Consider the following 23,988-nt stretch of genomic DNA (forward strand, 5'->3'; position numbering starts at 1 on the left):
GGATCACCGGCCGGTGTCGGCGCCGATGGCCCCGATGCCGCGGATTCCGCCCCCGGTTGCCGTACGCCCGGCGGTCAGGAGCTGCTGCCGCAACTGGAGCTGGACGAGCTGCCGCAGCTGGACGAACTGCCGCAGCTGGAGCTGCTGCTGCCACAGCTGGAGCTGCTGGTGGAACAGCCGGAGCCGCCGCCGGAGCAGCTGGAGCCCCCGCCCGAGGACCCGCAGCCGCCGTTCGAGGACCCGCAGCCCGAACCGCCGCCGCAGCCCGAAGCTCCGCCACCGCCCCCGTCGCTCCCGGCGCACCAGACGATCGGGAGCACCTCGGCCCCCGACGTGTGCGAGGAGCCGTCCGTGCCGTGGGGGCGCGTACGCGACTGGGCCGCGGCCAGCCGGGTACCGCGCACGGCGGGCACCAACTGCCGGCGCAGGTGCGGGTCCCGCAGACCGCGCAGCCCGAACAGCGCGGTCTGCACGTGCGGGGTCCGGTCGTTCAGGTAGGCGGAGCGGATCGCGCGCAGCGCCCGCGCCCCGGCCCCGGTGACCCGGCTCTTGGCCCGGGACGCGCAGACCAGGCCCACGACGATGCCGCCCACCAGGACGAGCGCCACCTTGGCGACGAACGGCACCCCGGAGCGGGGATCGAGGGCGAGCGACACGACGGTCACCACCAGCGACACCGGGAACAGCAGCAGCGCGCACACGACGGCCTGGACCAGCCCCCAGCGGCGCAGGCGGCGCAGCCCGGATCCGGGCGGGGTGATCAGCCCGCGGTCGGCGAGCCCGTCCCCGATCTCCTGGACGGCCGGGTCGCACATGGCGGCGTAGCGCACCTGGTAGAGCCATCCCGAGGGCGCCCCCTGGTGGGCCTGGAGGACGGCCCGCTCGGCGGGGTCGGTGGCCCGCGCCCCGGGGCGTACCTGGACGATGCCCGGACCGCCCGCCACCAGTCGGCCGTCGCCGAGCATCGAGACGAGCGCGGCGTCCACGACGGTGCCGGGGCCGCCCACCACGAAGGCGGCCTCGGACAGGTCGTGCAGGACGGGAGCGGGGCCCGCGGACGAGGACCGGGCCCTGCGGAGCCCGCCCATCAGCAGGACGGAGGAGAGGAGGACGGCGATCCAGATCGCCGATGCGAGGAGGTTCATGCCGCTCTCCCCGCCAGCGTCCGGGCCCAGCGCACGATCCGGCGGGGCGGTTTGGCCCCGGCCCGGTCCCGCCACCAGGCGGTGAGCCGGCGCCGGGCGGCCGGATCGGCCGGCAGGTCCCGGATCAGCAGGTCCTCGGCGAAGTCCAGCGCGTCCCGGCGGTATCCGGAGGTCATGGGGCGGCCCTTGGCGTAGGAGAGGAAGGCCTCGCGGTACGGGTCCGGGCCGCCCAGGATCACGGGCAGCTCGGGAGCCAGCTTCGCCACCACGTCGGCCCGCTTGGCGGCCAGCGCCCGGGCCTGTACCCGGATGCGCCGGCGGTCGAAGCCCTCGGGGACGGGGGTCCCGGCCACCAGCGCCGACAGCAGCGCGGCCTGGCCGAGCGCCACCCGGGTCCGGGCAGACTCCTCGACCGGGCCCTGGTCGGTGCCGTGTTCGGTGCCGGGGCCGGCCTCCTGCCCGGTGCCCGCCGGGCCGGACCCGGCGGTGGCCGTCTCCCGGGGCGCGGCCGGTCCGGCCGTCACCACGGCGCGGATCGCGGCCAGCTCGCCCGCGAGCTCGGCCTCCGGCGGGAAGTCGTCGTCCCGCTCCAGCAGCACGCCCGCCGGTGCCACCCGGGAGCGCAGCTCGGCCAGCAGGTCGAGCACGACCGGCGGCACCGGGTGCGCGTGGGTGTCGTGCCAGACGCCGCCCCGCTCCACGCCGCCCGCCACGTGCACGTACGCCAGCGCCTCCAGCGGGATCGCGTCCAGCACGGCGGCCGGGTCCTCGCCCCGGTTGACCCGGTTGGTGTGCAGGTTGGCCACGTCGATGAGCAGCCGGACACCGGTCCGTTCGACGAGCTCCGTGAGGAACTGCCCTTCCGTCAGCTCCTCGCCCGGCCACGAGAACAGCGCGGCGATGTTCTCCAGCGCCAGCGGGACCGGCAGGGCGTCCTGCGCGATCCGCACGTTCTCGCACAGCACGTCCAGCGCGTCGCGCGTGCGCGGCACCGGCAGCAGGTGACCGGCCTCCAGCACCGGGGAGGAGGTCCGTACGAAGGCGATGTGCTCGGTGACGAGCGGCGCCCCCAGCGCCACCGCCCGTTCGCCGAGCGCCGCCAGCTTCGCCGGATCGGGGCGGTCCGCGCCGCCGAGGCCGAGCGAGACCCCGTGCGGAACGACGCGCGTGCCCCGCTCGCGCAGCCGCAGCAGGGACTCGGGCAGGTGGCCCGGGCATACGTTCTCGGCCACCACCTCGACCCAGTCCAGGCCGGAAAGCCGCTCGACGGCGTCCGCGATCTCCGGCCGCCAGCCGATGCCCACCCCCAGGTGTGCCATGGGTTCCATGTCCCCTCGCCCCCTCTCTTCGCACCGTGTGCCGATGTCATGGCCCCGACGCAGTCGCGCCAATCGCAGGAGGGGACGTTCAGAGGAACATTTGAGGTTCCCGCCGACCGGGAAGCGCGCCAGGGCCGCTCCGTCAGGGCCGGTCCGTCGGGGCCGCTCCATCGGGGCCGCTCCGGCGGGGCCGCACCGTCGGGCCGAACCGTCAGAGCCGGGCCCGCAGCGCCGGGTGGTCGGCGACCACCGTCGCGCTGCCCGGCGCGATCTCGGTGAACCCCGCGTCCCGCACCAGCGGCAGCCCGCTCCCGCCCAGCTCGGCCCACCGCTCGCGCGGTGCCGTCCGTACCGCCAGCCGGAATCCGGAATCCTGCCAGGCGGTCCGTTCCGCCTCCGTCAGCTCCCACCACGCCAGCTGCGCCGCGTGCCCGGCCTGGGCCATGGCCTTGCCGGCCGACATGGCGAGGCCGGGGTTGAGCCACAGCACCGGCAGCCCCGGCTCCACGGTCGCGGCGACCGGCTCCGGGTCGTCCAGATCGGTGCCCGACACCTGGAGCTTGGCCAGTTCCTTCGGCCAGCCGTCGAGGGGCACCGGCGGGAAGACCCGTACCTGCGCGCCGTCCCCGTGCACCGTGACGCCCGGCAGGGTCTCCGCCTTGCGCCACTCCGCCCCGCGCGCCCGCCGGACCACCTTGCGGATCCGGGCGTCCTGCCAGTCGCGGACGGCCTCGGCCCACTCGCCCTCGCCCCGCGCCCGCTCGTCGGTGAGCAGGACCAGCACGGCACGGGCCGCCGTCTCCAGGGCGTCCGTCCGGGCGGGCGGCTCGGCCTTCTCGATCCGCACCACCAGCGGCAGCACGAACTGCGGGGCCTCGTCGCGCAGTACGTGCTCCTGCCGGAAGGGGCTGTCCGCCCCGACCGCGGGGACGTCGGAGATGTCGTTGGTGTGCTGGCTGCTCATCCTGCCAAGGATGCCAGCCTCCGCCTTCAGGATGATGCCCCGGGTGGCCGGACCGGGTGAGGATCGAGGCCATGAAGAGTGATCTTTTCGCGTCCGAGAACCTGGCCCGGGCGGCCGCCGCCCCCGGCATGACCCTGCAGAACGCCAAGTCCGTGAAGTACACCGTCAACGGTGAAATGCTGGCCCGTCAGGGCTCGATGATCGCCTTCCGGGGCAACCTCCAGTTCGAGCGCAAGGGACAGGGCATAGGCGGCATGCTCAAGCGCGCCGTGACGGGCGAGGGCCTCGCGCTCATGTCCGTACGGGGCCAGGGCGAGGCCTGGTTCGCCCACCGGGCGGACAACTGCTTCATCATCGACCTCGAGCCGGGTGACGCACTCACCATCAGCGGCCGCAACGTGCTCTGCTTCGACCCGACCCTGTCCTACGAGATCAAGATGGTGAAGGGCGCCGGCATGACCGGCGGCGGCCTCTTCAACAGCCTTTTCACCGGCACCGGCAAGCTCGCCGTCGTCTGCGACGGCCACCCGATCATCATCCCGGTCACCGCCCAGGCCCCGGTCTACGTGGACACGGACGCGGTGGTCGGCTGGAGCGCACAGCTGGAGACCGGCCTGCACCGCTCCCAGTCGGTCGGCTCGATGATCCGAGGCGGCTCCGGCGAGGCCGTCCAGCTGAAGCTGAGCGGCGAGGGCTTCGTCATCGTCCGCCCGAGCGAGGCCGTCGAAACGGCGGCGGCGCACTGAACCTGACCGGTGTGGGCCGTCGCTACGGACGGCGCCGCCCCTGGGTACTGCGCGGGATCACGCTGGACCTCCCGCGCGGCGCCCTCGTCCGCGTCGAGGGCGGCAACGGCGGCGGCAAGTCCACCCTGCTGCGGCTCGTCGCCGGGATCGAGGCCCCGACCGAGGGGCGCGTCACCGGCCGCCCGGCCCGCACCGGCTACGTGCCCGAACGCTTCCCGGCGGCACTGCCGCTCACGGCCGCCGACTACCTGACCCGGCTGGGCCGGGTGCACGGACTGCCGCGCGCCGAGGCGGCCCGCCGGGCGGCCGGCCGGCTGGAGCGGTTCGGTGCCGCCGCGTACGCCCGCACCCCGATGGCCGAACTGTCCAAGGGCAGCAGCCAGAAGGTCGCCGTCGCACAGGCCCTGCTCGCCGACCCCGGGCTGCTCGTCCTCGACGAGGCGTGGACCGGCCTGGACGGCTCCGCCCGGGCGGAGCTGGACCGGGCCGTCGCCGAACGCACCGCCGCCGGGGGCACGGTGGTGTTCGTCGACCACGACCCGCGGCGGCTCGCGGGCGCGGCCGACGCCCACTACCGGGTCGAGGGCGGGGCCCTCGTACCGGTGTCCGCTGCGGCCGGGCCCCGCGTACGGATCCACGCGGTCGGCCCGCCCGACCGGGCGCTGCCTCCGGGCCTCGTCGCTTCGCCGGCCGCCGGCGGGGGAGTGCAGCTCACCGTGGAAGCCGCACGCTCCGACGCGGTCCTGCGCGACCTGCTCACCGCCCGGCCGCCCTGGCACATCCGCGCCGTGGAGGAACTCCCGTGACCGCCCTGATCCGTTACCAGGGCGCCCTGCTGCTGCGCTCCCAGCGCTGGCTCGCGCCCCTCGTCGCCTACGCCGCCCTCCTGGCCGTCGGCATCCGCCCCGGCGACCCGGTGCTCGACTCCCTCGGCCTCACCGCCGCCGGCCTGGTCCCGGTCTCCGCCTGGCTCGTCCGGATCTGCGTGAGCGTCGAACCGGACGCGGCCCGCGACTGCACGGCCGCCGCGGCCGGTCCCGTACGGGTCCACGCGGCGGCCCTGCTCACCGCCTCGGCCGGAGCGCTGCTCGTCGGAGCCGCGGCGGCCGCGGTGGCACTGCTGACCGGCGACCGGGCCGGCGCCGCCCCCGGCGCGGCCGCCCTCGCCGGGGCCCTCGCGGTGGCGGCCTGCGTGCTGACCGGCACGGCCGTGGGCGCCCTGTGCAGCCGGCCCCTGCTCCGCCGCCGGGGCCACTCGGTCCTGGCCGGGGCCCTCGGCTCCCTGCTCGCCCTGGTCCTCGCGGCCTCCCCGGCCCGCGGCGCGGTGTCCGCCCTGGTCACGGCGGGTCGCTCAGGAGCGGTGCCCCTGCCGCTCACGCCCCTGGCCGGCGCACTCCTCCTGGCCGCCGCAGCAGGCACGACGGCCGGCCTGGCCGCGGCGCGACGGCGCTAGCTCGGGTCCGCGGGGCAGATGGGTGCCCGGCCGCCGCCATTCGACACCTCCGGCTGTTCCAAAGAGTGATGGTGCGTAACCTTCCGTGATCGGCCCGTCGGGAACGGGGATGCCCGACCCGTAGCAGGGCCTCCGTGCACCTCACGGAGGCCCTCCCCTCCAGGAAAGGAAACCCATGAGGAAGCTGGCTTGGGCCGCGCGTGGCATGTCGGTCGTATCGGGAGCGGTACTGCTCGGGGCGCTGATGGTCCCGTCCGCGGTCGCCGACGGCACCCCGGGGAGCACCGCGTCGCCCAGCAGCTCCGTGATGGAGCAGGGCAAGAAGTGCGGTTCCCGCGACGTCAGCTCCGCCGCTCCGGACTACGTGAACTTCCCGACGGGCGTGATCTTCCGCGTCGCGACCGACGCGCAGGGGCACTCGTTCGTCAACGACAGCCGCAACGCGGGCGTGTGGATCAACCTCGGCCTCCTCGCCAACGCGCCGAAGTGCGTCACGGACAGCGCGCTCTCGGTGACCGAGGGCAACCCGGGCATCCTCTACATCACCCTGCTGACCCAGGACGGGGTGCTCCACGAGGCCCAGTGCACCACCAGCAACACGCCGTTCGATCCGTCGAACCTCGTGGCGGCCTGCGGCACCGGGTTCTCGATCCTTCCGAACACCCCCGTCGTCTGACATGAGTCATGGCTAGGGGTGTCCTGCTGGCTGCAGGCAGCAGGACACCCCTAGCTCACTCGGGCGGGGGAGGAGCCGCCCGGGACGAGGAGGGTGGGTTCGCCCGTGCCGTCCGCGGGGGTCGACCAGATGTCGCTCGCGCGGCCGCCCCGGCCCGGCAGGGCGTAGGCCAGGGTCGTGCCGTCCAGCCATGCGGCCTGGTCGTCGACGCTGTGCTGCTCGGCCAGCGGGTGTTCGCGCATCGTCGCCAGGTCGAGGACGTACAGCCGCCAGGGTGCCCGGGGGTCGTCGGAGACCTTCTTCTTGAAGGCGACGCGGGCGCCGTCCGGTGACAGCGAGGGGCATTCGGCGTTCTCCCGCAGCGCCTTCGCCGACCAGGCGCGCAGGTCGCCCTCGACGAGGTGGGTGGCGCCCCGGGTGGAGACGGTGGCGTAGAAGCGGTTGTCGTCGGCGGCGAAGGTCACGCCCCAGTAGTTGACGTCCGAGTCGTGGTGGCGGGCCCCGCCGAGGGTCAGCGGGATCTGCTCGATCGACTTGACCAGATAGCCGCTGCGCAGGTCCAGGATCGCCGTCCGGGTGGAGAACGCGGCGGTGTTGTAGGAGTCGCCGGTCGTGAACGTGGTCCAGGACAGCACCTGGCCCGAGGGTGATACCCGGGCCCGGTTCGGGATGCCGGGCACGGTCACCCTGCGGATCTCCCGCAGGCGCCGGTCGAGGACGAGGGCCTCCGTGCGGGCCGGGACCCCGGGCAGCCCGCGCAGGCACAGGGCGTGGTCCCCGGCGGTGTGGAAGCGGTCGCAGGACGGGCCGCCGGTCACCCGGGGCAGGCCCGGGCCGCCCTGGCGCGCGATCCGCCCGCCGGCCGCGTCCCGGAAGTACAGGCCCGGCTCCAGGGTGCCGAAGGAGGCGTCGGCCTGCTGCGCGGACGGCCGTTCGCGGTGCCGGGCGTGCAGGACGTAGCCCAGCGAGCCGCCCGCCAGCAGCAGGACCGCGGTGACGACGAGGGCGAGGCGCAGTCGGCCGGACGGGGGGTTCACGGGGCCTCCGGGGCGGCGGTCGGGGTGGTCGCGGCGGACGGGGGAGCGGCGGGCAGGATGCGCGAGGCGGCCGCGAGCGCCCCGGCCAGTGCGAGGGCGGCGGCCCAGAGGGCGGGCCGCTGCCCCCAGAGGGTCCACGCCGCCCCGAATCCGGCGGCGCCCAGCAGCCGGGCCAGTGCCTGGCCGGTCTGCAGGACCGCGAGCCCGCCCGCCCGGCCGGCCGCGGGCAGCGCGGGGGCGGCGAGCGCCATCAGGACCCCGTCGGTGGCCGCGTAGAAGACGCCCAGCAGGACGAGCACCCCCACGACGGTCGGCGGGGAGACGGGGGCGAGCAGCAGGGCGTACGCCCCGAGCAGGGCGCAGTGCCCGAGCAGGAAGGCCGTCCGGCGTCCGGTCCGGTCGGCGGCCCGGTCGGCGAGCCGGCCCACGGGCACGGCGAGCAGCAGGTAGACGGCGGCGGCCCCGAGCGGCAGCAGCGTGAACAGGGCGGGCGGCAGGTCGAGTCCGCGCAGGAGCAGCAGGTAGAGGAAGGCGTCGCCGATGGTGGTGGCGCCCAGCAGGGCCGCGGCGCAGAGCACGCGGCGGAACGCGGGGTCGCGCAGGGCAGGCCGGCGCGGCGCGGGAGCCGGGGCCGGGGCCGGATGCGGAGCCGCCGGACCGGGCGCCGCCGGGACGTACACGACGAGCAGCAGCACACCGAGCAGGCCGGTGCAGAAACTGACGGCGAACACCGCGTCGTAGGCATCGGCGGTGGCCCCGAGCACGGCGAACGCGGCGAGCGGCCCGAGCAGTGCGCCCGTGGTGTCCATGGCGCGGTGCACGCCGAAGGACCGGCCGAGGCTCTCCGGCGGCCCGCTCAGCGAGATGAGGGCGTCGCGCGGGGCGGTACGGATGCCCTTGCCCAGCCGGTCGGCGGCGAGCGAGGCGGCGATCCCGCCGGTGGCGCCCCCGGCGAGGAGCAGTCCCAGCCGGGAGAGCGCGGAGAGCAGGTAGCCGGCGCCGGCGATCCGCTTGTGGTGGCCGCGGCGGTCGGCGAGCCGCCCGCCGAGCAGCCGGACCAGGGCGGTGGCCCCGTTGAACATCCCGTCCAGGAAGCCGAACTGGAGGGGTGTCAGGCCGAGGCCCAGGACGAGGTAGAGCGGCAGCACCGCCGTGACCATCTCGGAGGAGACGTCGGTGACGAGGCTGACCGCGCCGAGCGCGAGGACGGCTGCGGGGACGCGCCGCCGGGCCCCTCGGGGGCGGGGCGGCGCGTCCGGGCGGCCGTTGGCGGCCAGGTACATCAGTGGCAGCTGTACTTCGGGCTGGTGTCCTTGACCTTGCCGTCGGTGGCCACGTAGGTCCATCCGTAGCCGGAGTCGGTGAAGTCGAGCTTCACCACGCCGTACGGCCCGCTGATCCGCTTCTGGCTGTTGGGCTGGACCTCCTCGATGGGGTAGGGCTCGGCGCCGCCCATTCCGCCGACGATCTCCACGATCCCGTCGGCGGTCGCCCGGCCCTCGGGGTCCTGCGGGGCGAACCGCTCGTAGTGGTGGTCGTGCCCGTTGAGGACCAGGTCGGCCTTGGCGGCGTAGAGGATCTTCCAGACGGGCTTGGAGACGGGGTCGTTGCCGTGCCCGCCGGAGGAGTACAGCGGGTGGTGCCAGTAGGCGGCGATGCACGGCCTGGTGTTGGCGGCGAGGTCGGCCTTCAGCCAGTTGAGCTGGGCGGCCTGGTCGAAGGAGTTGGAGTCGAGGGCGACGAAGTGCCAGTTTCCCTCGTCGAAGCTGTAGTAGCTCCTGCCCTGCGGGTAGGCGATGCTCCCGAAGTACGACTTGTACCCGGCGAGCGGGCCGGCCGGGTCGTACGTCTCGTGGTTGCCGGGGACCGGGCGGGTCTTGGCCTTGAAGGCTCCCCAGCTCTTGTCGTAGTAGGCGCGGTAGTCGGACAGCCGGGCGTCGTCGTACTGGTTGTCGCCCATCGTCAGGTAGAACTTCGGGTCGATCCGCTGGGCGAGCGCGGCGGTCTTCGGGTGCGCGCAGCCGCTGTCGGACGCCGTGCACTGCGCGGCGATGTCACCGGCGGCGACGACAGTGAAGGAGCCGCCGGGCGGCGGCCCGTCCCCGGCGGTGCCGTACACCTCGGCCTCGAAGAGCGAGTAGCCGTACGAGGTGCCGCGCGCGGTGCCCTGGACGCGGAGGTAGCGGCCCTTGCCGGACAGGCCGGTCCAGTCGTCGACGCCGCCGTTGCCGGCGTTCTCGGCGGCGAGCGCGGTCCAGGCGGCGCCGTCGGCGGAGATCTCGATGCGGTACGCCGTGGCGTGGGCCGCCTCCCAGGTGAGGCGTACCCGGGAGACGGTGGCTCCGGCGCCGAGGTCCACCCGGATCCACTGGGGGTCCTTGCCCTCGGCGCTGGCCCAGCGGGTGGCCGGGTCGCCGTCGAAGGCGTTCTTCGCGGCCAGCGAGGAGGACTCGGTGGAGGAGGCGGTGGCGGGCCTCCCGCGGGATATGAGGGGGTCGGCGGCTGCCCCGGCCCGTCCGGGCCAGGCGAGGAGGAGGCCGCCGACGAGGGTGAGCGCGGCGAGGCCGCTGAGGGCGGTGAGGAGGAGGGTGCGGAGTCTGCCGTGTAACAGGGGGCGATGAGCGGAGGCGTTCAGGCGGTTCGGGCGCATACCTGGAACTCCCTGCCATGAGGGGGCGGCGAGAGCTGGACACTGGCGCGGGGCGCCGCACCCGCCCGCGCGGGGCGGACCGGGGACGGCGCCACGGCGGCCGGGTCAGAGCTCTCGCTGAGCGCGTCATGCCCATGGGGGTGGGCACCGCGCCAAGCCGCCGCCCGGGACACTAACAGGAAGGAAAGTTTCCTACCAGTGTTCCGGCGGCAGTTGTCCGCTACGTGCCGATCAGCTCTGAGACCTTCACGAAGCGGTAGCCGCGCTTGCGCAGTTCGGGGACGATCCGCTGGACGGCCTCCTCGGTGACCGGTGCGGCGCTGCGCGTGCAGTGCATGACCACCACCGAGCCGGGCTTCACACCGGCGAGCACCTGCTCGGCCACCGCGGCCGGGTCCTTGGCGAAGGCGTCCCCGCTGACCACGTCCCACTGGATGGCCGTGACCTTGGCCGTGGACAGGGCCCGCAGTGCCTGGTCGTCGTAGCAGCCGCCGGGGAAGCGGAAGTACGGGACGGTGTTGACCGCGCCCGCCTGCCGGAAGGCGGCGAAGGCCCGGTCCACGTCGGCGCGGCCGGCGGCGGCGTCGAGTGCGGGCAGCCCGTAGCAGGGGGACTTGAAGGCGTGGTGGCTGTACGAGTGGTTCGCGATCTCGAAGTTCGGGTCGGTGCCGATCGACTTGGCCTGGTCCGGGTACTCCTCGGCCCAGCGGCCCGTCATGAAGATCGTCGAGGGCACCTTGAGGGTGCGCAGGGTCGAGATCAGCGCGGGGTTGTCGAAGTGTTCCCCGTCCGCGGCGCGCGGCCCCTGGTCGGAGGTCATGTCGGCGTCGAAGGTCAGCGCCACGGTCTTGTCCGTCCGCTGCTTCGCCCGTTCGAAGACCGGGGTCAGGCCGTTCGGGCCCGGCGCCATGGTCGGGGGCTTGGCGGGCGCACCGGGCCGCGGGGACGCGGCGGGTGCTCCGGACGAGGCGGGTGCTCCGGGGGCGGCGGCCGAGGCCGAGGCGGCGGGGGTGCCCATACGGGCCTCGCGTCCGGCGTCCGGCGCCCCGGCGCCGCCCCCGCATCCCGCGAGGGCGGCGCCGAGCACCGCCGTGGCAGCTGCGACAGCTACTTTTCGTACGGAATTGGTCACGTACGCAAACTATATGACTAACTGATGAGAAGAATGCGCGACAGGCGGTCGGGCGTTTTCCGGCGCCCGCGCAACGGTGCTGCCCGCGACACCCGCGACACCCGCGACCCCCGCGCCACTGCCGAGCGGGACGCGCATGAAGTCCCACGGACGGGGGGAGGGACAGGGGGACCGCAGGGGGGACCATGGACAGCACGTCACCCGAATCTCGCACCTTGCTGAGCAGATTCCGCATCACCCTGGCGATCTGCGTTCTCCTGGGAGGACTGAGCCTGGCCCTGGTCTCCAACGGCCGTGACGGGTTCGGCTGGTCCGTGCTCAACGAGCTCGCCGTCTTCGCCGCCGCCGGTGTTGCCATCCCCTTCTACTACGACCTGTTCCTGCGGGACGCCGAACGGCAGCGGTTCCTCGCGGAGATGAACCAGCTGCTCGATGACCGGCTGCCCGTCCGTGAGGGCGACCGCGGCCTGACCGTTCATGCCCAGGGACGTCCTTCGCCGACCGAGAAGGCGGCGTTCATCGCCGGCGCGAACTCCGAGATCATCGAAGTCGGAATTTCGCTGCGCAGCCTGGCGAGCCTGTTCGTCTCGCGCCCCGAGCGGGACTTCACCGGACCGGTACGCCGGCTCCTGAGCCAGGGCGTGAACATCACCTACGTCATGGCGGACCCCGAATCGGTGCTGCTCGGGGAGTACGGCCGGAGCATCGGCGACCCCCACCTGCCGCAACGGGCGGCCGACTCCGCCCGCCAGCTGCTGGAGATCGCCCGGGGGTTCGAGTCCGAAGGGCACCCCGGAGGGCTGAGGGTGCGCTTCACCCGGCAGCTGCCCACCGCCTACATCAGCATCGTGGACCCCGAATCGGAGACCGGCCGCTGCCGGACCTCCCCCTATCTGGCGGGCGTGCGCAGGTCCGACTCGCCCGTGCTCGACATCGCGCGGAGCACACAGCCCGAGCTGTTCGAACGCTATGCGACCTACGCGCGGACCGCCCTGGGCGACAGCACTCCCGTGGACTTCCCCTGAGCGGCCGCACGGTCCTCCCCTACGCGCCGGACGGTGCCCGGTGCCAGGGACCCGTCACCGCGAACGTGGTCCCCGGCGCGTAGGCGTTCACGTACATCGTCCGCCCGTCGGGGGAGAAGGTGACACCGGCGAACTCCCCCCACTCCGGGGCCCCCGGCGCTCCGATGTCCTCGGCGTTGCGGGCCATCGGGTAGACCTCGCCGCCCACCGTCACCCCGAAGACGTACTGCGCGCCGCCGCCGTCCTCGCACACCATCAGTCCGCCGTCCGGGGCCAGGCAGATGTTGTCGGGGGAGTCCCCGGGCAGCGCGACGTCGGCGGCCGGGCCGAAGCGCACGTCGAGGCGGATCGTGGAGCGCCGCGGGTCGTGGAACCACACCTGCCCGTGGTGGTCGGCGGCCGCGCCCTCGCCGCTGCGCGCGAAGCTGGACACGAAGTGCACCCCGCCGTCGCCCCAGTAGCAGCCCTCCAGCTTCTGCGCGTGGGTGATCCCGCCCGGCCCGAAGTCCTGGAACCGGATCGGCGTTGCGGCCGCCGACGGGTCCGGCACGGGCACCCACTCCACCGGGAACACCGCCCCGGGCTCGTCCACCACCGCCAGGTCCGCGACCCCCGGCACCCGCATGGCCTCCAGCCGGCCCCCGGCCCGCAGCGAGCCGGGCCCGCCGAGGGGCCGCTCCGGCAGGAACCGGTAGAACAGCCCGAACGGCCGGACGAAGGCGTCCTCGGTCTCGTAGACGATCCCGCGGTACGGGTCCACGGCGACGGCCTCGTGCGCGAAGCGGCCCATCGCGGTGAGCGGGACCGCGCCCGAGCGGTGCGGGTCGGCCGGGTCCACCTCGAAGACGTAGCCGTGGTCGCGGGTGTAACCGGAGGTGCCCGCCCGGTCCTCGGTCTCCTCGCAGCTCAGCCAGGTGTTCCAGGGGGTGCGGCCGCCCGCGCAGTTGACGGCGGTACCGGCGAGGGCGACGCGTTCACCGGTGACCCGCCCGGCCGCGTCCAGCTCCAGGGCGGTACAGCCGCCGAGGCCCTGGGGATCGTAGGTCAGTCCCGGGACGGCGGGGACGCGCAGGGCGGCGGTCGTGCGGTTCTCGTGGTTGCGCACGAGGCGCACGCGGCCGCCGCCGGCCCCGAAGGCGGCCATGCCGTCGCAGTTGGCGGGCACCGGCCCCTCGCCGGAGCGCAGCGGCTCGCCCGCCCGGGAGAGCACCCGGTAGGTGAACCCGGCGGGCAGGTCGAGCAGCCCGCGTGGATCGGCCACCAGCGGTCCGTACCCGCGCTCGGTGCGCGGGGTCCGCGGGGCCCGGGCGGCGGCCGGGGCCCCGCCACCGGCGAACAGCGCGCCGAGCGCCCCGCTGAAGACGATCCCGCCCGCGGCGAGCAGGCCGCGCCGGGTGACGGACACCGGCCGCTCCCGGGGCGGCATCAGAGGGACGGCTTGGGACGGGTGGTGCCCGGAAGGCAGGTCACCGCCCGGTTGAAGGTCTCGAACAGGCCGTCGGGGTTCTTCTTCCAGAGCCACAGGTGCAGGGCGTAGTGCACCGGCTGACCGGGGAAGTTGCCGGGCTTGGGACCCTTGAAGGGGATGCCGAACATCGTCGGGCGGTCGTCGTCCGTCGTCAGCTTCTGGTCGCGGTCGTAGCGCAGCCACTGGACCGCGACGAGCCGCTTGCCACCGCGCCCGTCGTCCTCGTAGAACAGTGCGGCGGGCTTCGCCGGGTCGAGGGAGTTGTCGTACTTGTGGTTGAAGTGCGGGTAACCGAGGGCGCCCGGGCCCGCCTTGTCGACGACGCAGTACTGGTCGGGCTTGTAGCCGTCCGCCACCGCGTTGGCGTGCACCTGATACCTGGCGGTCGCGGCGTACGTCCGGGCCAGGTCGCCCTGGGCCCGGCCGGGGCCCGAGTCCGCGGCGGCGAGCGGAGCGGCGGCGGCCGCCAGGGTGAGCGAGGCGGCTGCGGTGAGGGCCAGGGCGAGACGGCGGGCCATGCGCGGGCTCCTTGGGACGGGCTGGCTGGGGGCACCTGCAGCCCTTCCCCGGCCCGCCGGGCCCGCCACACACTCGGCCCGGACGGCCGACCGCCGATCGGCTGACGGTCGGCCGGACCCGCACCCGGCCCCGCCCCGGGACCCGGCGCCGCCGGCTCACTCGAACGGGAAGGGCGCCGTTTCACGACGCATCCGGGCGGGGAACCGCTGTTGTCCCCAGCAGGCGAGCGCGACGGAGGGTACGGACCATGGCGCAGCAGGATGCGGCACCGGACGGCGGCGGCGAGCTGCACGAGATCGTGTCGGCCGTGTCCCGGGGCGCGCCCGAGTACCGGCAGTGTCCCCATCCGATGTACGCAGCCCTGCGCGAGCAGGACCCGGTGTGCCGGCTGACCCCTCCCCACGGGATCGAGACGTACCTCATCACCCGTTACGACGACGCCCGCGACGCGCTGTCGGACCCCCGGTTCAGCAAGAACATGCACGGCGCCATCGACACGTACCACGCCGTGTACGGCAGCTTCTTCGACGCGCTCGACGACAACGTGCTCTTCTCCGACCCGCCCCGCCACACGCGGCTGCGCCGGGTCCTGCGGAGCGCCTTCACCCCCCGGCGGGTGGAGCAGATGCGTCCGCGGATCACCGCGATCGCCGAGGACATCCTGCGCGAATGCCGCAGGGCGGGCACGGTCGACCTCATGGCCTCGTTCGCGTTCCCGCTGCCCGTGGCGGTCCTGTGCGAACTGATGGGCATCCCGCAGGAGGACCGCCCGGAGATCCTGGAGCAGTTCGCCGAGGTGACCCGCTCCCGGTTCGACCCCAGCCGGAAGGCACAGCTCAAGGCGGCCGAGGAACGCCTGCAGCACCGGCTGGAGCGGCTCATCTCGGACACGCGCGCGCAGCCGTCGGACTCGTTCCTCAGCGACCTCCTCCAGGCGGAGGAACGGCTGGAGGACCCCGAACTGGTCGCGTCGCTGTGGGTCCTGTTCTTCGCCGGCCACAAGACCACCGCCTACCAGATCGGCAACTGCGTCCTCAACCTGCTGCTCCGCCCCGATCAGGCGGCGTTGCTGCGCGCGGACCCGGCCCTCGTCCCGCGGGCGGTCGAGGAGATGCTGCGCTTCGAGGGATCGGTGGAGACGTCGACGTTCCGGTACGCGGCGCGGGACGCCGAGATCGGGGGCACGGCGATCCCCGAGGGCTCCCTCGTTCAGATCGCGCTCTCCTCGGCCAACCGGGACCCCGAGAAGTTCGACCTCCCCGACGAACTGGACGTGACGCGCGAGGGACTCCAGGGCACGCACCTGGGCTTCGGGCACGGGACCCACTACTGCCTGGGGGCGCCGCTGGCGCGGCTCGAACTCGAGATCGCGCTCGCCACCCTCCTGCGGGAGTTCCCGGACATGGAGCTCGCGGACCCGCCGGGGACCGGGCGGGCGTGGCTCAAGGGCCCGGTGCCGGCGTTCCGGGGCCTCGAACACCTCCGGCTCGTCCTGGAGCCGCCCCGCCCCGGCGCGGACCCGGGCGAGTCGTCCCTGGCCTCCGTGGCTTCCGGCAGGTAACCCAGACCCGATGGGCGGTGGATCGGCATGACGGATTCCGTGAGTAATTCCGCACTGCGCCTCCTGGGGACGCCGGCGGACGAACTGCGGATCGCCGCGGTGGGCACCAGCGCGGCGATCCGCATCGCGCGGGGCTTCTCCGCGCCGGGCCCGGGCACGGCGCACGCGGCCCATACGAAGATCGACATGCACCAGCACTTCTGTGCGCCGCAGTGGCGCGACTGGGCCGCGCACCACGGACTGATCGACCCGGAACGGCTGCCCCCGTGGAGCCGGCTGGACATCGACGCGGCGATCCGCTTCATGGACGGCGCGGGCATCACGACCGCCGTCCTCAAGCCGATGCTGCCGGCGCGCTACCGGTCGTCGGCCCAGCTGCGCGAAGCCATCAACATCACGCTGCAGTCGATGACCGAGGTGGCGCAGTCGCACCCGGGACGGTTCTCGTACTACGTCCCGCTGTTCCTGGACGACCCGGAGGCCTCGTCCTGGGCCGTGCGCCGCGGGCTCGGCCAACTGGGGGCCGTCGGGGTGAACGTGACGGCCAACTACGGGGGTGTCTACCTCGGCGACCCCGCCTACGACCGGCTGTTCCACGAGCTGAACGAGTTCTCCGCCGTGGTGGACACCCACCCGCACAACCTTCCGGACGGCCCGCCCGGCCCGCCCGGCGGGTCGACGGTGCCGGGTATCCCGAACTTCATGTGCGACTTCCTGCTGGACACCACCCGGGCCGCCGTGAACATGATCAGCCACAGGACGCTGGACCGCTTCCCGGACATCTCCGTCGTGCTGCCGCACGCCGGAGGCTTCCTGCCGTACATCGCGACGCGGCTGCAGGCCCTCGGGCGGTTCTGCGAGCCGCGCGTCGAACCCGCCGCCGTCCGTGACCACCTGAGCCGCTTCTACTACGACACGGCAGGCCCCATGGCGCCCGCCGCGACCCTGCTGGAGCACGTGCCGGCCGACCACGTCCTCTTCGGCACCGACTGGCCCGCCGCCCCCGCCGACACGGTCACGGACCTGGCGCTGCCCGCCCTGGAAGCCGACCCGGCCTTCACCCCGGAGCAGCTGCGGGGGATCTACCACGACAACGCGATGCGCCTGATCCCGCAGTTGGCGAACGCCTGAGGGGACGGGGCACGGAAGGGGGCGCGGGCCGCACGCGCGGCCCGCGCCCCCCTCGTCGCAGCGGCGCCGATCAGGCGAGCTTGGCACTCAGCGTGATCGTCGTACCGGTCAGCGCCTGGCTGACCGGGCAGTTCTTCTTGGCGTCCTCGGCGGCGGCGACGAAGCCGTCGTTGTCCAGACCCGGGACCTCGCCCTCCACCGTGAGGTGGATGCCGGTGATGCCCTCACCGGGCTGGAAGGTGACGTCCGCCTTGGTCTCCAGCCGGGTGGGCGGGGTGCCCGCGCCCGCGAGGCCGTGGGACAGCGCCATCGAGAAGCAGCTGGAGTGGGCGGCGGCGATCAGCTCTTCCGGGCTGGTCTTGCCGTTCGCGGCCTCGGCACGGGAGGGCCAGGAGACGTCGAAGGTGCCCCTGCCGGAGGAGTCGAGGGTCACCTGCCCCTTGCCCTCCAGCAGGTTGCCTTCCCAGACGGTGTGCGCGTGACGCGTGGTGGCCATGGTGGTCCCTTCGAAGATGTGGGAAACGGCCGGGCCCCCGAAGGTCCCCGGCGCCCCCAAACCTACTGGGAGACCAGGGGTTTCGCGTCGCGCGCCAGCGCGGTGAGCCGCGATATGGCGCGGAAGTACTTCTTCCGATAGCCGCCGTTCAGCATGTCCTCACTGAACAGCCGGTCGAAGGGGACCCCGGAGGCCAGCACCGGGATCTCGCGGTCGTACAGCCGGTCGGCCAGTACCACCAGGCGCAGCGCCGTCGACTGGTCGGGCACCGGGCCGACGTCGGTCAGGCAGACCGCCGTGAGGCCGTCGGTCAGCGCGCCGTAGCGGCTGGGGTGCACCCGGGCCAGGTGTTCGAGCAGGCCGGGGAAGTCGTCCAGGCTCGCGCCCTCGGTCGCGTACGCGGCCTTGGTGACCTGCTCGTCCGAGAACGGCGCCGGTGCCTCCGGCAGACCGCGGTGGCGATAGTCCTGGCCGTCGATCCGCAGCGGCCGGAAGTGCGCCGACAGCCCCTGGATCTCGCGCAGGAAGTCGGCGGCGGCGAACCGGCCCTCGCCGAGCTTGCCGGGGAGCGTGTTGGAGGTGGCGGCCAGCGCCACACCCTGCTCGACCAGGCGGCTGAGCAGCGAGGACACCAGTACGGTGTCGCCCGGGTCGTCCAGCTCGAACTCGTCGATGCACAGCAGCCGGTGTCCGCCGAGGGTCTGCACGGTCTGCTGGAAGCCGAGCGCGCCGACCAGGTTGGTCAGCTCCACGAAGGTGCCGAAGGCCTTGAGCGCGGGTTCCGCCGGGGTGGCATGCCACAGCGAGGCCAGCAGGTGGGTCTTGCCGACGCCGTAGCCGCCGTCGAGATAGACCCCGCGCGGGGCGGCGGGGGCGGCCGGCTTCTTCGAGAACCAGCGCTTCTTGCCGGCGCCACTGGCGTGCGCGCCGCCCAGACCGGCGGCGAAGCCGCTCAGCACGGTGACGGCCTCGGACTGGCTGGGCTGCGTCGGGTCCGGGTTGTACGTGTCGAAGCGCACCGAGTCGAACCGCGGCGGCGGCACCATCTCGGCCACCAGCCGTTCGGCGGGCACCCGCGGCTCGCGCGCACAGAGGGCCTGGGGCCCCGCGTCGGCTATGGGGGGTCGGCCGGAGGTGTAACCGGAGGTGGAGAGAGATGTCGACACAGCTCTCAACTCTACGGGGCGTGGCACACTGCACCGATGCGACGCCTGTTCCCTGTGACCGATCAGACATCAGCCTCGCCCCGGGACCGGGCCGACCGGGAGTGGTCGCTCGACGAGCTGGCGGAGGCCTACGCGTATCCCGCGCTGAAGGCGGACGGCCACTGGCTCCGGGCCAACATGGTCTCCACCCTGGACGGGGGCGCCCAGCACGAGGGCCGCTCGCAGCCCATCTCGGGCGAGAGCGACATGCGGATCTTCGGCACCCTGCGGGCGCTGGCCGACGTGGTGGTCGTCGGCGCGGAAACGGTTCGCCAGGAGGGTTACCGCCCGGCCCGCGCCCGGGAGGCCTTCGCGGCCCGCCGTGCCGCCTCCGGACAGGGCCCGGCCCCCGCCATCGCCGTGGTCACCGCCAGCATGGACCTGGACTTCTCGCTGCCCCTGTTCACCTCCCCGCTGGTGCCGACCCTGGTGGTCACCGGGGCCGCGGCGCCCGCCGCCCGGGTGGCCGAGGCCGCGCGGGCCGGGGCCGAGGTCGTGGTGGCCGGTGACGGGGCGGGCGTGGACGCCGCCCGGGTGGTGCGGGAACTCGCCGGGCGGGGGCTGCGCCGCCAGCTCACCGAGGGCGGGCCCCGGCTCCTGGGTCAGTTCGTGGCCGCCGACGCCCTGGACGAGCTGTGCCTGACGATCTCCCCGATGCTCGTGGCGGGAGGCGCCCAGCGGATCGCCGGCGGCCCCTCCGTCACGGTTCCGCACCGGCTCGCGCCCGCCTGTGTACTGGAGGAGGCCGGGTTCCTCTTCACGAGCTACCGTCGGATCTGACAAGGCGCGGAATTTGTCGTTCCGCTTTGCTTCCGCTGGGCACATAACTGGGCAGGTATGTCTGCGCAGGGCCCCGTGCGACAGCGGGGCAGGATGGTTTCCGCAGGGGTCGGCCGGCCGGCCTCGGCCCATGAAGGAGAGGGCGTCCGTGTTCACGAGCGTATTGATGATCGAGCAGCCTCTGACCGGGGTGGACGTGGACTTCGTCACCAACCTGCACGGGGACGACCCGGTCTCCTTCATCGTCCTCATGCAACCCCGGGGCGACCAGGACCGACTGCTGCGCGCCATCGACGACGTAGCGCTCGGTGAGATTCCGGAAGCCATCCGTGAGGGTGACGAGCCCGAGGGCGAGGCCGCCCTCGGCCCCGCCGCGCATGCCCTCGCGCACTCCCTGAACGCGCTGCGCGCCAAGGGCGCCAAGGCCGTCGGTCAACTCGTCGAGGACCACCCGCTCGACAAGCTGAAGTCCGTCGTGGACGAGCACGGCGCCGACGAGGTGATCGTCCTGACCGCCCCGCACTTCGTGGAGGAGTTCTTCCACCGGGACTGGGCCTCGCGCGCCCGCCACAAGGTCGGCGTTCCCGTGCTCAAGCTCTTCGCCCACAACGAATAGGCTTGGGGCCAGTCAGAGCCTCACGCGCACCCCGCAAGACACACGATCCTGGAGCGACCTGAATGAAGCCCGGCCTGCCGACCGCCATGGAACGGCCCCACTTCATCGGCATCGGCGGCGCCGGCATGTCCGGCATCGCGAAGATCCTGGCCCAGCGCGGAGCGCAGGTGGCCGGCAGCGACAGCCGCGGCGACTCCGAGACCGCCGAGGCGCTGCGGGCCCACGGCGCCACGGTCCACGGCGGACACGCGGCAGACAACCTCACCGCCGACTCCACCTGCGTGGTCGTCTCCAGCGCGATCCGCGCCGACAACCCCGAGCTGGCCCGGGCCGCCGAGCTCGGCATCCCCGTCGTGCACCGCTCCGACGCGCTGGCCGCCCTGATGGACGGGCTGCGGCCGATCGCCGTCGCCGGCACCCACGGCAAGACCACCACCACCTCGATGCTGGCGGTGTCCCTCTCGGCCCTGGGCCTGGACCCCTCGTACGCCATCGGCGGCGACCTGGACGCCCCCGGCTCCAACGCCCACCACGGCGAGGGCGACATCTTCGTCGCCGAGGCGGACGAGAGCGACCGCACCTTCCACAAGTACACCCCGCAGGTCGCGATCATCCTCAACGCGGAGCTCGACCACCACGCGAACTACGCCTCCATCGACGAGATCTACGAGTCCTTCGAGACCTTCGTCGGCAAGATCGTGCCCGGCGGCACCCTCGTCGTCGCCCACGGCCAGGAGGGCGCGGCCGAGATCGCCCGCCGCGTCGCGGGCCGGGAGGGCCTCACCGTCGTCACGTACGGCGAGGAGGAGGGCGCCGACGTCCGCATCACCAAGATCACCCCGCGCGGCCTGACCAGCGAGGTCACCGTGATCCTGGACGGCCGGATGCTCACCTTCACCGTTTCGGTCCCCGGCCGCCACTACGCCCACAACGCCGTCGCGGCCCTGGCCGCGGGCGTGGCGCTCGGCATCCCGGCGCACAACCTGGCGAGCGCGCTCGGCAAGTACACCGGCGTCAAGCGCCGCCTCCAGCTCAAGGGCGAGGCCGCGGGCGTCCAGGTGATCGACTCCTACGCGCACCACCCCACCGAGATGACCGCCGACCTGGAGGCCATCCGCGGAGCCGCCGGCGACTCCCGGATCCTGGTCGTCTTCCAGCCGCACCTCTTCTCCCGCACCCAGGAGCTCGGCAAGGAGATGGGCGCCGCCCTGGCCCTCGCCGACGCCTCCCTGGTCCTGGACATCTACCCGGCCCGTGAGGACCCGATCCCCGGCGTCACCAGCGAGCTGATCATCGCGGCCGCCCGGGCGGCGGGCGCCGACGTCGGCGCCGAGCACGACAAGGCGGCCGTCGCCGACGCCATCGCGGGAATGGCGAAGCCCGGTGATCTCGTTCTCACCATGGGCGCGGGCGACGTCACGGACCTCGGTCCGGCGATCCTCGCCCGGCTGTCGAGCTGAAGGTACGAGGGAGCGGGAGAGTCATGTCCTACGAGGTCGAGAAGACGGACGAGCAGTGGCAGGCGGAGCTGACCCCGTCCGAGTACCAGGTACTGCGCCTGGCGGGCACCGAGCCGGCCTTCCGCGGTGAATACACGGACACCAAGACGGAGGGCGTGTACTCCTGCCGCGGCTGCGGGGCCGAGCTGTTCCGCTCATCGGAGAAGTTCGAATCGCACTGCGGCTGGCCGTCCTTCTTCGACCCGAAGGACACCGACGCCGTCGAACTGATCGCGGACACCTCGCACGGGATGGTCCGCACGGAGGTCCGCTGCGCGAAGTGCGGCTCCCACCTGGGCCACGTCTTCGAGGGCGAGGGCTACCCGACCCCGACGGACCAGCGGTACTGCATCAACAGCATCTCCCTGCGCCTGACCCCGACGGAGGGCTGACAGGCCCGCGCACCGGCAGCCCCGGACCCCCGTGGGGTCCGGGGCTCCCGCATGCCCCGGGCTCGAAGGCCCGGGCGACGGCGAGGCTGTCCTCGTAGACGTGGTGCCGGGTGACCAGGCCGTTCTCGACGGTGAGGTGCAGGGCGAACCGCGCGCGGTAGGCGCGTCCGGTGGGCCGGGCGGTCCGGCGGATCTCACCGAGCACGACCGCGTCGCCCCCGTCGACGAGGACGCGCTCGATCTCGGTCCCCGCGTCCCCGGGCACGTGGTACTCGGCGAGCTCGCGATAGTGGGCCGCCGCGTCGGCCCGGGTGGACCGGTGCCGGATCCACGGCGTGGCACCGCGGCCGTGCTCGTCCTGCGGCCAGTCGAGCTTCCAGTCGCCCCGCTCGGCGTACAGCTCGGCGATCCGCTCGGGGTCGCCCCCGCCGATCCTGCGCAGCAACTCCTCCACGACGGCGCGCGTGTCCGTCGGTGCGGCTGTGGACATGGCTGACCCCTCCGTCCCCGGTTCCGCGCCCTTCGGCGCGGCGAGAGCGCCCATCCTGCCCGCGCGGGCACGCCGCGACGATTACCTCCGGGGTAAGGAGGGACGAGCCGGGCTCAGCCCCCCTGGTGCCCGCCGAGGGCGGCGGCCAGGGCCAGGGCCCGGTCCGGGGAGATGCCGAGGGCGAGCGGCACGCGGCGGGGGCTGTACGGGGACGAGCAGACGGCGATCGGGCTGTCGTCGGTCACGGTCCACCGGGGGCCGCCGGCCGGGTCCGGCTCGCCGAGCAGCATGGCGGCCAGCGGGCCGGCCGCCTCCGGGCGGATCCCGCAGTCGCGGAGCGCGCGGGCCACGGTGTCGTACGCCTCGCCGGGCATGTCGGCGTCGCCGAGCACGGGCAGCAGCAGGAGGAGGCGCTCGGACGGATCGCTCAGCCCCTCACCGCCTTCCCGCGTGCCCGCTGCGAGCGCGAGCAGCTCCGGCCAGGACAGACCGGGGCGGGCTTCGTCGGCACCGCACTGGCCGAGATGCCCGAGGCGCCCCCACCCGGGATGGCTTACGAAGAACTCGACGTCGTTCCGGTCCTCCCAGTTGGCGTAGACGGCGTGGGCCGTGTGCCCGCCGTCGAAGCGCACCCGAAGGACGGGCCAGGGCCGCTCGGGGTCACCGAGCCGCTCCACCATCGCGTCGTAGGCCGCCGCGTCCACCCCGTACGGTTCGGCCGGTTCACCGGGATCGCCCATCGTCAGCAGGACATGGGCCAGCCAGAACGCGGGATCCTTCGCGAGGTCCTCACCCGCGACCAGCTCGCAGTCCTGCGGGTACTCCGGGATGTGTATGCCGATGCTCATGCGAGGAGGTTAGGCCCGGGGCCTGTCCGGCGGATCCTGCCGGACAGGCCCCTGGTCCCGGGGAGGGCTCAGCGCTTGAGCGTGAAGGTGAAGTCGCCGGAGAGCTTGCCGCCCAGCCGGACCGCCGACACGAGTTTGCCCTCCGCGATCAGCCTCTCGACCTCGGCACGCGAAAGACCGCACCCTTCGGCGATCAGTCGCACCGGCCGGACGGGTATTCGCGCCGCGAAACGGACCGAGACGTCGATCGCCTCGCGGTCCGGGCGATCCGATCCGCCGGTGTCGAGGCGCCAGGCGTCGTCCCAGTCGAGGGCGATGCGATTGCGGCGCCGCAGGACCGGATCCTGGAGCAACTCGGCCGCCAGGGCGGCGTCGTTGTTGTGCATCCGGTCCAGCAGCTCGGGTCGCACGGAGCGCACGTTCATCCGCTCCAGGACCGTGAGCTTCGCCGTGTCCCCGCAAGCGGTGCAGAGCGCGAGGAGCCAGGCGTCGAGGAGCTTGTGGTTCGCATTGACACGGAATTTGCCGTTCGCCCGGAAGCGGCCGGACCCGCAGGCGGGGCAACGGCGGAGGACGGTCGGCAGGCAGGTGGGCATGACCACCCAGACATTGAGCACAGAAGTACACCTGTTCCAGTGAGAAGTCCGCAGCAAGAAGCAGCGCGGCGCACAGGCGCGACGCGCGGCAGATCAGCACTCGGGAGGTCTCACAGGGTGTACAACGGCACGTCCTTGCCTAGGCGATGACTCGGCAGCACGGTAAGGGCGCACAGCGGCGCTGCTCCACTGGTTTTCGAGCCCCCGGCAGATGGTGGAGCCGAGCCGGGCGCTCCTGCG

The 23,988-nt window shown here is 73.6% G+C and carries 24 protein-coding genes and 1 pseudogene; 11 read left to right on the forward strand and 14 right to left on the reverse strand.

Going from position 1 to position 23,988, the window contains the following annotated elements; genetic code table 11:
- Positions 1-74: 74 nt before the first annotated feature.
- The 3 genes from ACXNSR_RS29615 to ACXNSR_RS29625 all read right to left on the reverse strand — a co-directional run bounded on the left by ACXNSR_RS29615 (position 75) and on the right by ACXNSR_RS29625 (position 3,428).
- Entirely contained in the window at positions 75-1,145 is a 1,071-nt protein-coding gene (locus ACXNSR_RS29615; protein ID WP_458638408.1) for a TIGR04222 domain-containing membrane protein, read from the reverse strand.
- Complete coding sequence (locus ACXNSR_RS29620; protein ID WP_458643431.1) at positions 1,142-2,464, reverse strand: DUF692 domain-containing protein; 1,323 nt, start codon at positions 2,462-2,464, stop codon at positions 1,142-1,144. Before ACXNSR_RS29620 ends, ACXNSR_RS29615 begins: the two co-directional genes overlap by 4 nt.
- 211 nt (positions 2,465-2,675) lie before the next feature.
- Positions 2,676-3,428 carry a peptidyl-tRNA hydrolase gene (locus ACXNSR_RS29625; protein ID WP_458638409.1) on the reverse strand — a complete coding sequence of 251 codons (753 nt, stop codon included), beginning with the start codon at positions 3,426-3,428 and terminating at the stop codon, positions 2,676-2,678.
- Positions 3,429-3,499: 71 nt separating this feature from the next.
- Here ACXNSR_RS29625 and ACXNSR_RS29630 point away from each other — a divergent pair, with 71 nt between their 5' ends.
- The 4 genes from ACXNSR_RS29630 to ACXNSR_RS29645 all read left to right on the forward strand — a co-directional run bounded on the left by ACXNSR_RS29630 (position 3,500) and on the right by ACXNSR_RS29645 (position 6,303).
- The gene (locus ACXNSR_RS29630; protein WP_458638410.1) at positions 3,500-4,174 is read left to right on the forward strand and encodes an AIM24 family protein; all 675 of its coding nucleotides are present in this window, start codon (positions 3,500-3,502) and stop codon (positions 4,172-4,174) included.
- Positions 4,171-4,980 carry an ABC transporter ATP-binding protein gene (locus tag ACXNSR_RS29635; protein ID WP_458643432.1) on the forward strand — a complete coding sequence of 270 codons (810 nt, stop codon included), beginning with the start codon at positions 4,171-4,173 and terminating at the stop codon, positions 4,978-4,980. Before ACXNSR_RS29630 ends, ACXNSR_RS29635 begins: the two co-directional genes overlap by 4 nt.
- Positions 4,977-5,627 carry an ABC transporter gene (locus ACXNSR_RS29640; protein WP_458638411.1) on the forward strand — a complete coding sequence of 217 codons (651 nt, stop codon included), beginning with the start codon at positions 4,977-4,979 and terminating at the stop codon, positions 5,625-5,627. The genes ACXNSR_RS29635 and ACXNSR_RS29640 overlap by 4 nt, the downstream gene beginning before the upstream one ends.
- Positions 5,628-5,802: 175 nt before the next feature.
- Positions 5,803-6,303, forward strand: a complete 501-nt coding sequence (locus ACXNSR_RS29645; RefSeq protein ID WP_458638412.1) for a hypothetical protein — start codon at positions 5,803-5,805, stop codon at positions 6,301-6,303.
- 50 nt (positions 6,304-6,353) lie between these two features.
- Here the strand turns inward: ACXNSR_RS29645 and ACXNSR_RS29650 are convergent, their stop codons facing one another.
- The 4 genes from ACXNSR_RS29650 to ACXNSR_RS29665 form a co-directional block, all read right to left on the reverse strand.
- Positions 6,354-7,340 carry a TolB family protein gene (locus ACXNSR_RS29650; protein WP_458638413.1) on the reverse strand — a complete coding sequence of 329 codons (987 nt, stop codon included), beginning with the start codon at positions 7,338-7,340 and terminating at the stop codon, positions 6,354-6,356.
- Positions 7,337-8,623 (reverse strand): MFS transporter, encoded by a 1,287-nt coding sequence (locus ACXNSR_RS29655; RefSeq protein WP_458638414.1) that lies wholly within the window; start codon positions 8,621-8,623, stop codon positions 7,337-7,339. The genes ACXNSR_RS29650 and ACXNSR_RS29655 overlap by 4 nt, the downstream gene beginning before the upstream one ends.
- Entirely contained in the window at positions 8,623-9,990 is a 1,368-nt protein-coding gene (locus ACXNSR_RS29660; protein WP_458638415.1) for a discoidin domain-containing protein, read from the reverse strand. The genes ACXNSR_RS29655 and ACXNSR_RS29660 overlap by 1 nt, the downstream gene beginning before the upstream one ends.
- Before the next feature lie 220 nt (positions 9,991-10,210).
- Entirely contained in the window at positions 10,211-11,077 is an 867-nt protein-coding gene (locus ACXNSR_RS29665) for a polysaccharide deacetylase family protein (protein ID WP_458643433.1), read from the reverse strand.
- A 260-nt stretch (positions 11,078-11,337) separates the two neighbouring features.
- Here ACXNSR_RS29665 and ACXNSR_RS29670 point away from each other — a divergent pair, with 260 nt between their 5' ends.
- Positions 11,338-12,147, forward strand: coding sequence for a hypothetical protein (locus ACXNSR_RS29670; protein ID WP_458638416.1), 810 nt, complete (start codon positions 11,338-11,340; stop codon positions 12,145-12,147).
- Positions 12,148-12,166: 19 nt separating this feature from the next.
- On the opposite strand, the gene ACXNSR_RS29675 is transcribed toward ACXNSR_RS29670, so the two are convergent.
- Together ACXNSR_RS29675 and ACXNSR_RS29680 are read right to left on the reverse strand one after the other, a co-directional pair.
- Positions 12,167-13,573 (reverse strand): alkaline phosphatase PhoX, encoded by a 1,407-nt coding sequence (locus tag ACXNSR_RS29675; RefSeq protein ID WP_458638417.1) that lies wholly within the window; start codon positions 13,571-13,573, stop codon positions 12,167-12,169.
- Complete coding sequence (locus ACXNSR_RS29680; protein WP_458638418.1) at positions 13,573-14,133, reverse strand: hypothetical protein; 561 nt, start codon at positions 14,131-14,133, stop codon at positions 13,573-13,575. Before ACXNSR_RS29680 ends, ACXNSR_RS29675 begins: the two co-directional genes overlap by 1 nt.
- A 248-nt stretch (positions 14,134-14,381) precedes the next feature.
- Between ACXNSR_RS29680 and ACXNSR_RS29685 the strand changes: the two genes are divergently transcribed.
- Together ACXNSR_RS29685 and ACXNSR_RS29690 are read left to right on the forward strand one after the other, a co-directional pair.
- A complete protein-coding gene (locus tag ACXNSR_RS29685) occupies positions 14,382-15,695 on the forward strand; it encodes a cytochrome P450 family protein (RefSeq protein WP_458638419.1) in 1,314 nt (437 codons plus the stop codon).
- Between the two features lie 39 nt (positions 15,696-15,734).
- The gene (locus ACXNSR_RS29690) at positions 15,735-16,826 is read left to right on the forward strand and encodes an amidohydrolase family protein (RefSeq protein WP_458638420.1); all 1,092 of its coding nucleotides are present in this window, start codon (positions 15,735-15,737) and stop codon (positions 16,824-16,826) included.
- A gap of 70 nt (positions 16,827-16,896) precedes the next feature.
- Here ACXNSR_RS29690 and ACXNSR_RS29695 read toward each other — a convergent pair whose 3' ends face one another.
- Positions 16,897-17,322: an OsmC family protein gene (locus ACXNSR_RS29695; RefSeq protein ID WP_458638421.1), complete on the reverse strand. Its 426-nt coding sequence runs from the start codon at positions 17,320-17,322 to the stop codon at positions 16,897-16,899.
- Positions 17,323-17,384: 62 nt separating this feature from the next.
- Entirely contained in the window at positions 17,385-18,440 is a 1,056-nt protein-coding gene (zapE, locus tag ACXNSR_RS29700) for a cell division protein ZapE (protein WP_373038751.1), read from the reverse strand.
- A gap of 84 nt (positions 18,441-18,524) precedes the next feature.
- Here zapE and ACXNSR_RS29705 point away from each other — a divergent pair, with 84 nt between their 5' ends.
- From ACXNSR_RS29705 to msrB, 4 genes are all read left to right on the forward strand, one after another.
- The gene (locus ACXNSR_RS29705; RefSeq protein WP_458638422.1) at positions 18,525-19,307 is read left to right on the forward strand and encodes a pyrimidine reductase family protein; all 783 of its coding nucleotides are present in this window, start codon (positions 18,525-18,527) and stop codon (positions 19,305-19,307) included.
- A 148-nt stretch (positions 19,308-19,455) separates the two neighbouring features.
- Positions 19,456-19,923: an indole-3-glycerol phosphate synthase gene (locus ACXNSR_RS29710; RefSeq protein ID WP_458638423.1), complete on the forward strand. Its 468-nt coding sequence runs from the start codon at positions 19,456-19,458 to the stop codon at positions 19,921-19,923.
- 62 nt (positions 19,924-19,985) lie between these two features.
- Complete coding sequence (gene murC, locus ACXNSR_RS29715) at positions 19,986-21,383, forward strand: UDP-N-acetylmuramate--L-alanine ligase (RefSeq protein WP_458638424.1); 1,398 nt, start codon at positions 19,986-19,988, stop codon at positions 21,381-21,383.
- 23 nt (positions 21,384-21,406) lie between these two features.
- On the forward strand, positions 21,407-21,814 hold the full coding sequence (gene msrB, locus ACXNSR_RS29720) for a peptide-methionine (R)-S-oxide reductase MsrB (protein WP_458638425.1): 408 nt from the start codon (positions 21,407-21,409) through the stop codon (positions 21,812-21,814).
- Between the two features lie 61 nt (positions 21,815-21,875).
- Here the strand turns inward: msrB and ACXNSR_RS29725 are convergent.
- The 3 genes and pseudogenes from ACXNSR_RS29725 to ACXNSR_RS29735 all read right to left on the reverse strand — a co-directional run.
- Positions 21,876-22,304: pseudogene (locus ACXNSR_RS29725) on the reverse strand (nuclear transport factor 2 family protein); the annotation flags it as partial.
- 113 nt (positions 22,305-22,417) lie between these two features.
- Positions 22,418-23,152: a hypothetical protein gene (locus tag ACXNSR_RS29730; protein ID WP_458638426.1), complete on the reverse strand. Its 735-nt coding sequence runs from the start codon at positions 23,150-23,152 to the stop codon at positions 22,418-22,420.
- 68 nt (positions 23,153-23,220) lie between these two features.
- On the reverse strand, positions 23,221-23,769 hold the full coding sequence (locus ACXNSR_RS29735; RefSeq protein WP_458638427.1) for a DUF1062 domain-containing protein: 549 nt from the start codon (positions 23,767-23,769) through the stop codon (positions 23,221-23,223).
- Between the last annotated feature and the right edge of the window lie 219 nt (positions 23,770-23,988).

Source organism: Streptomyces sp. NC-S4, from assembly GCF_054353315.1.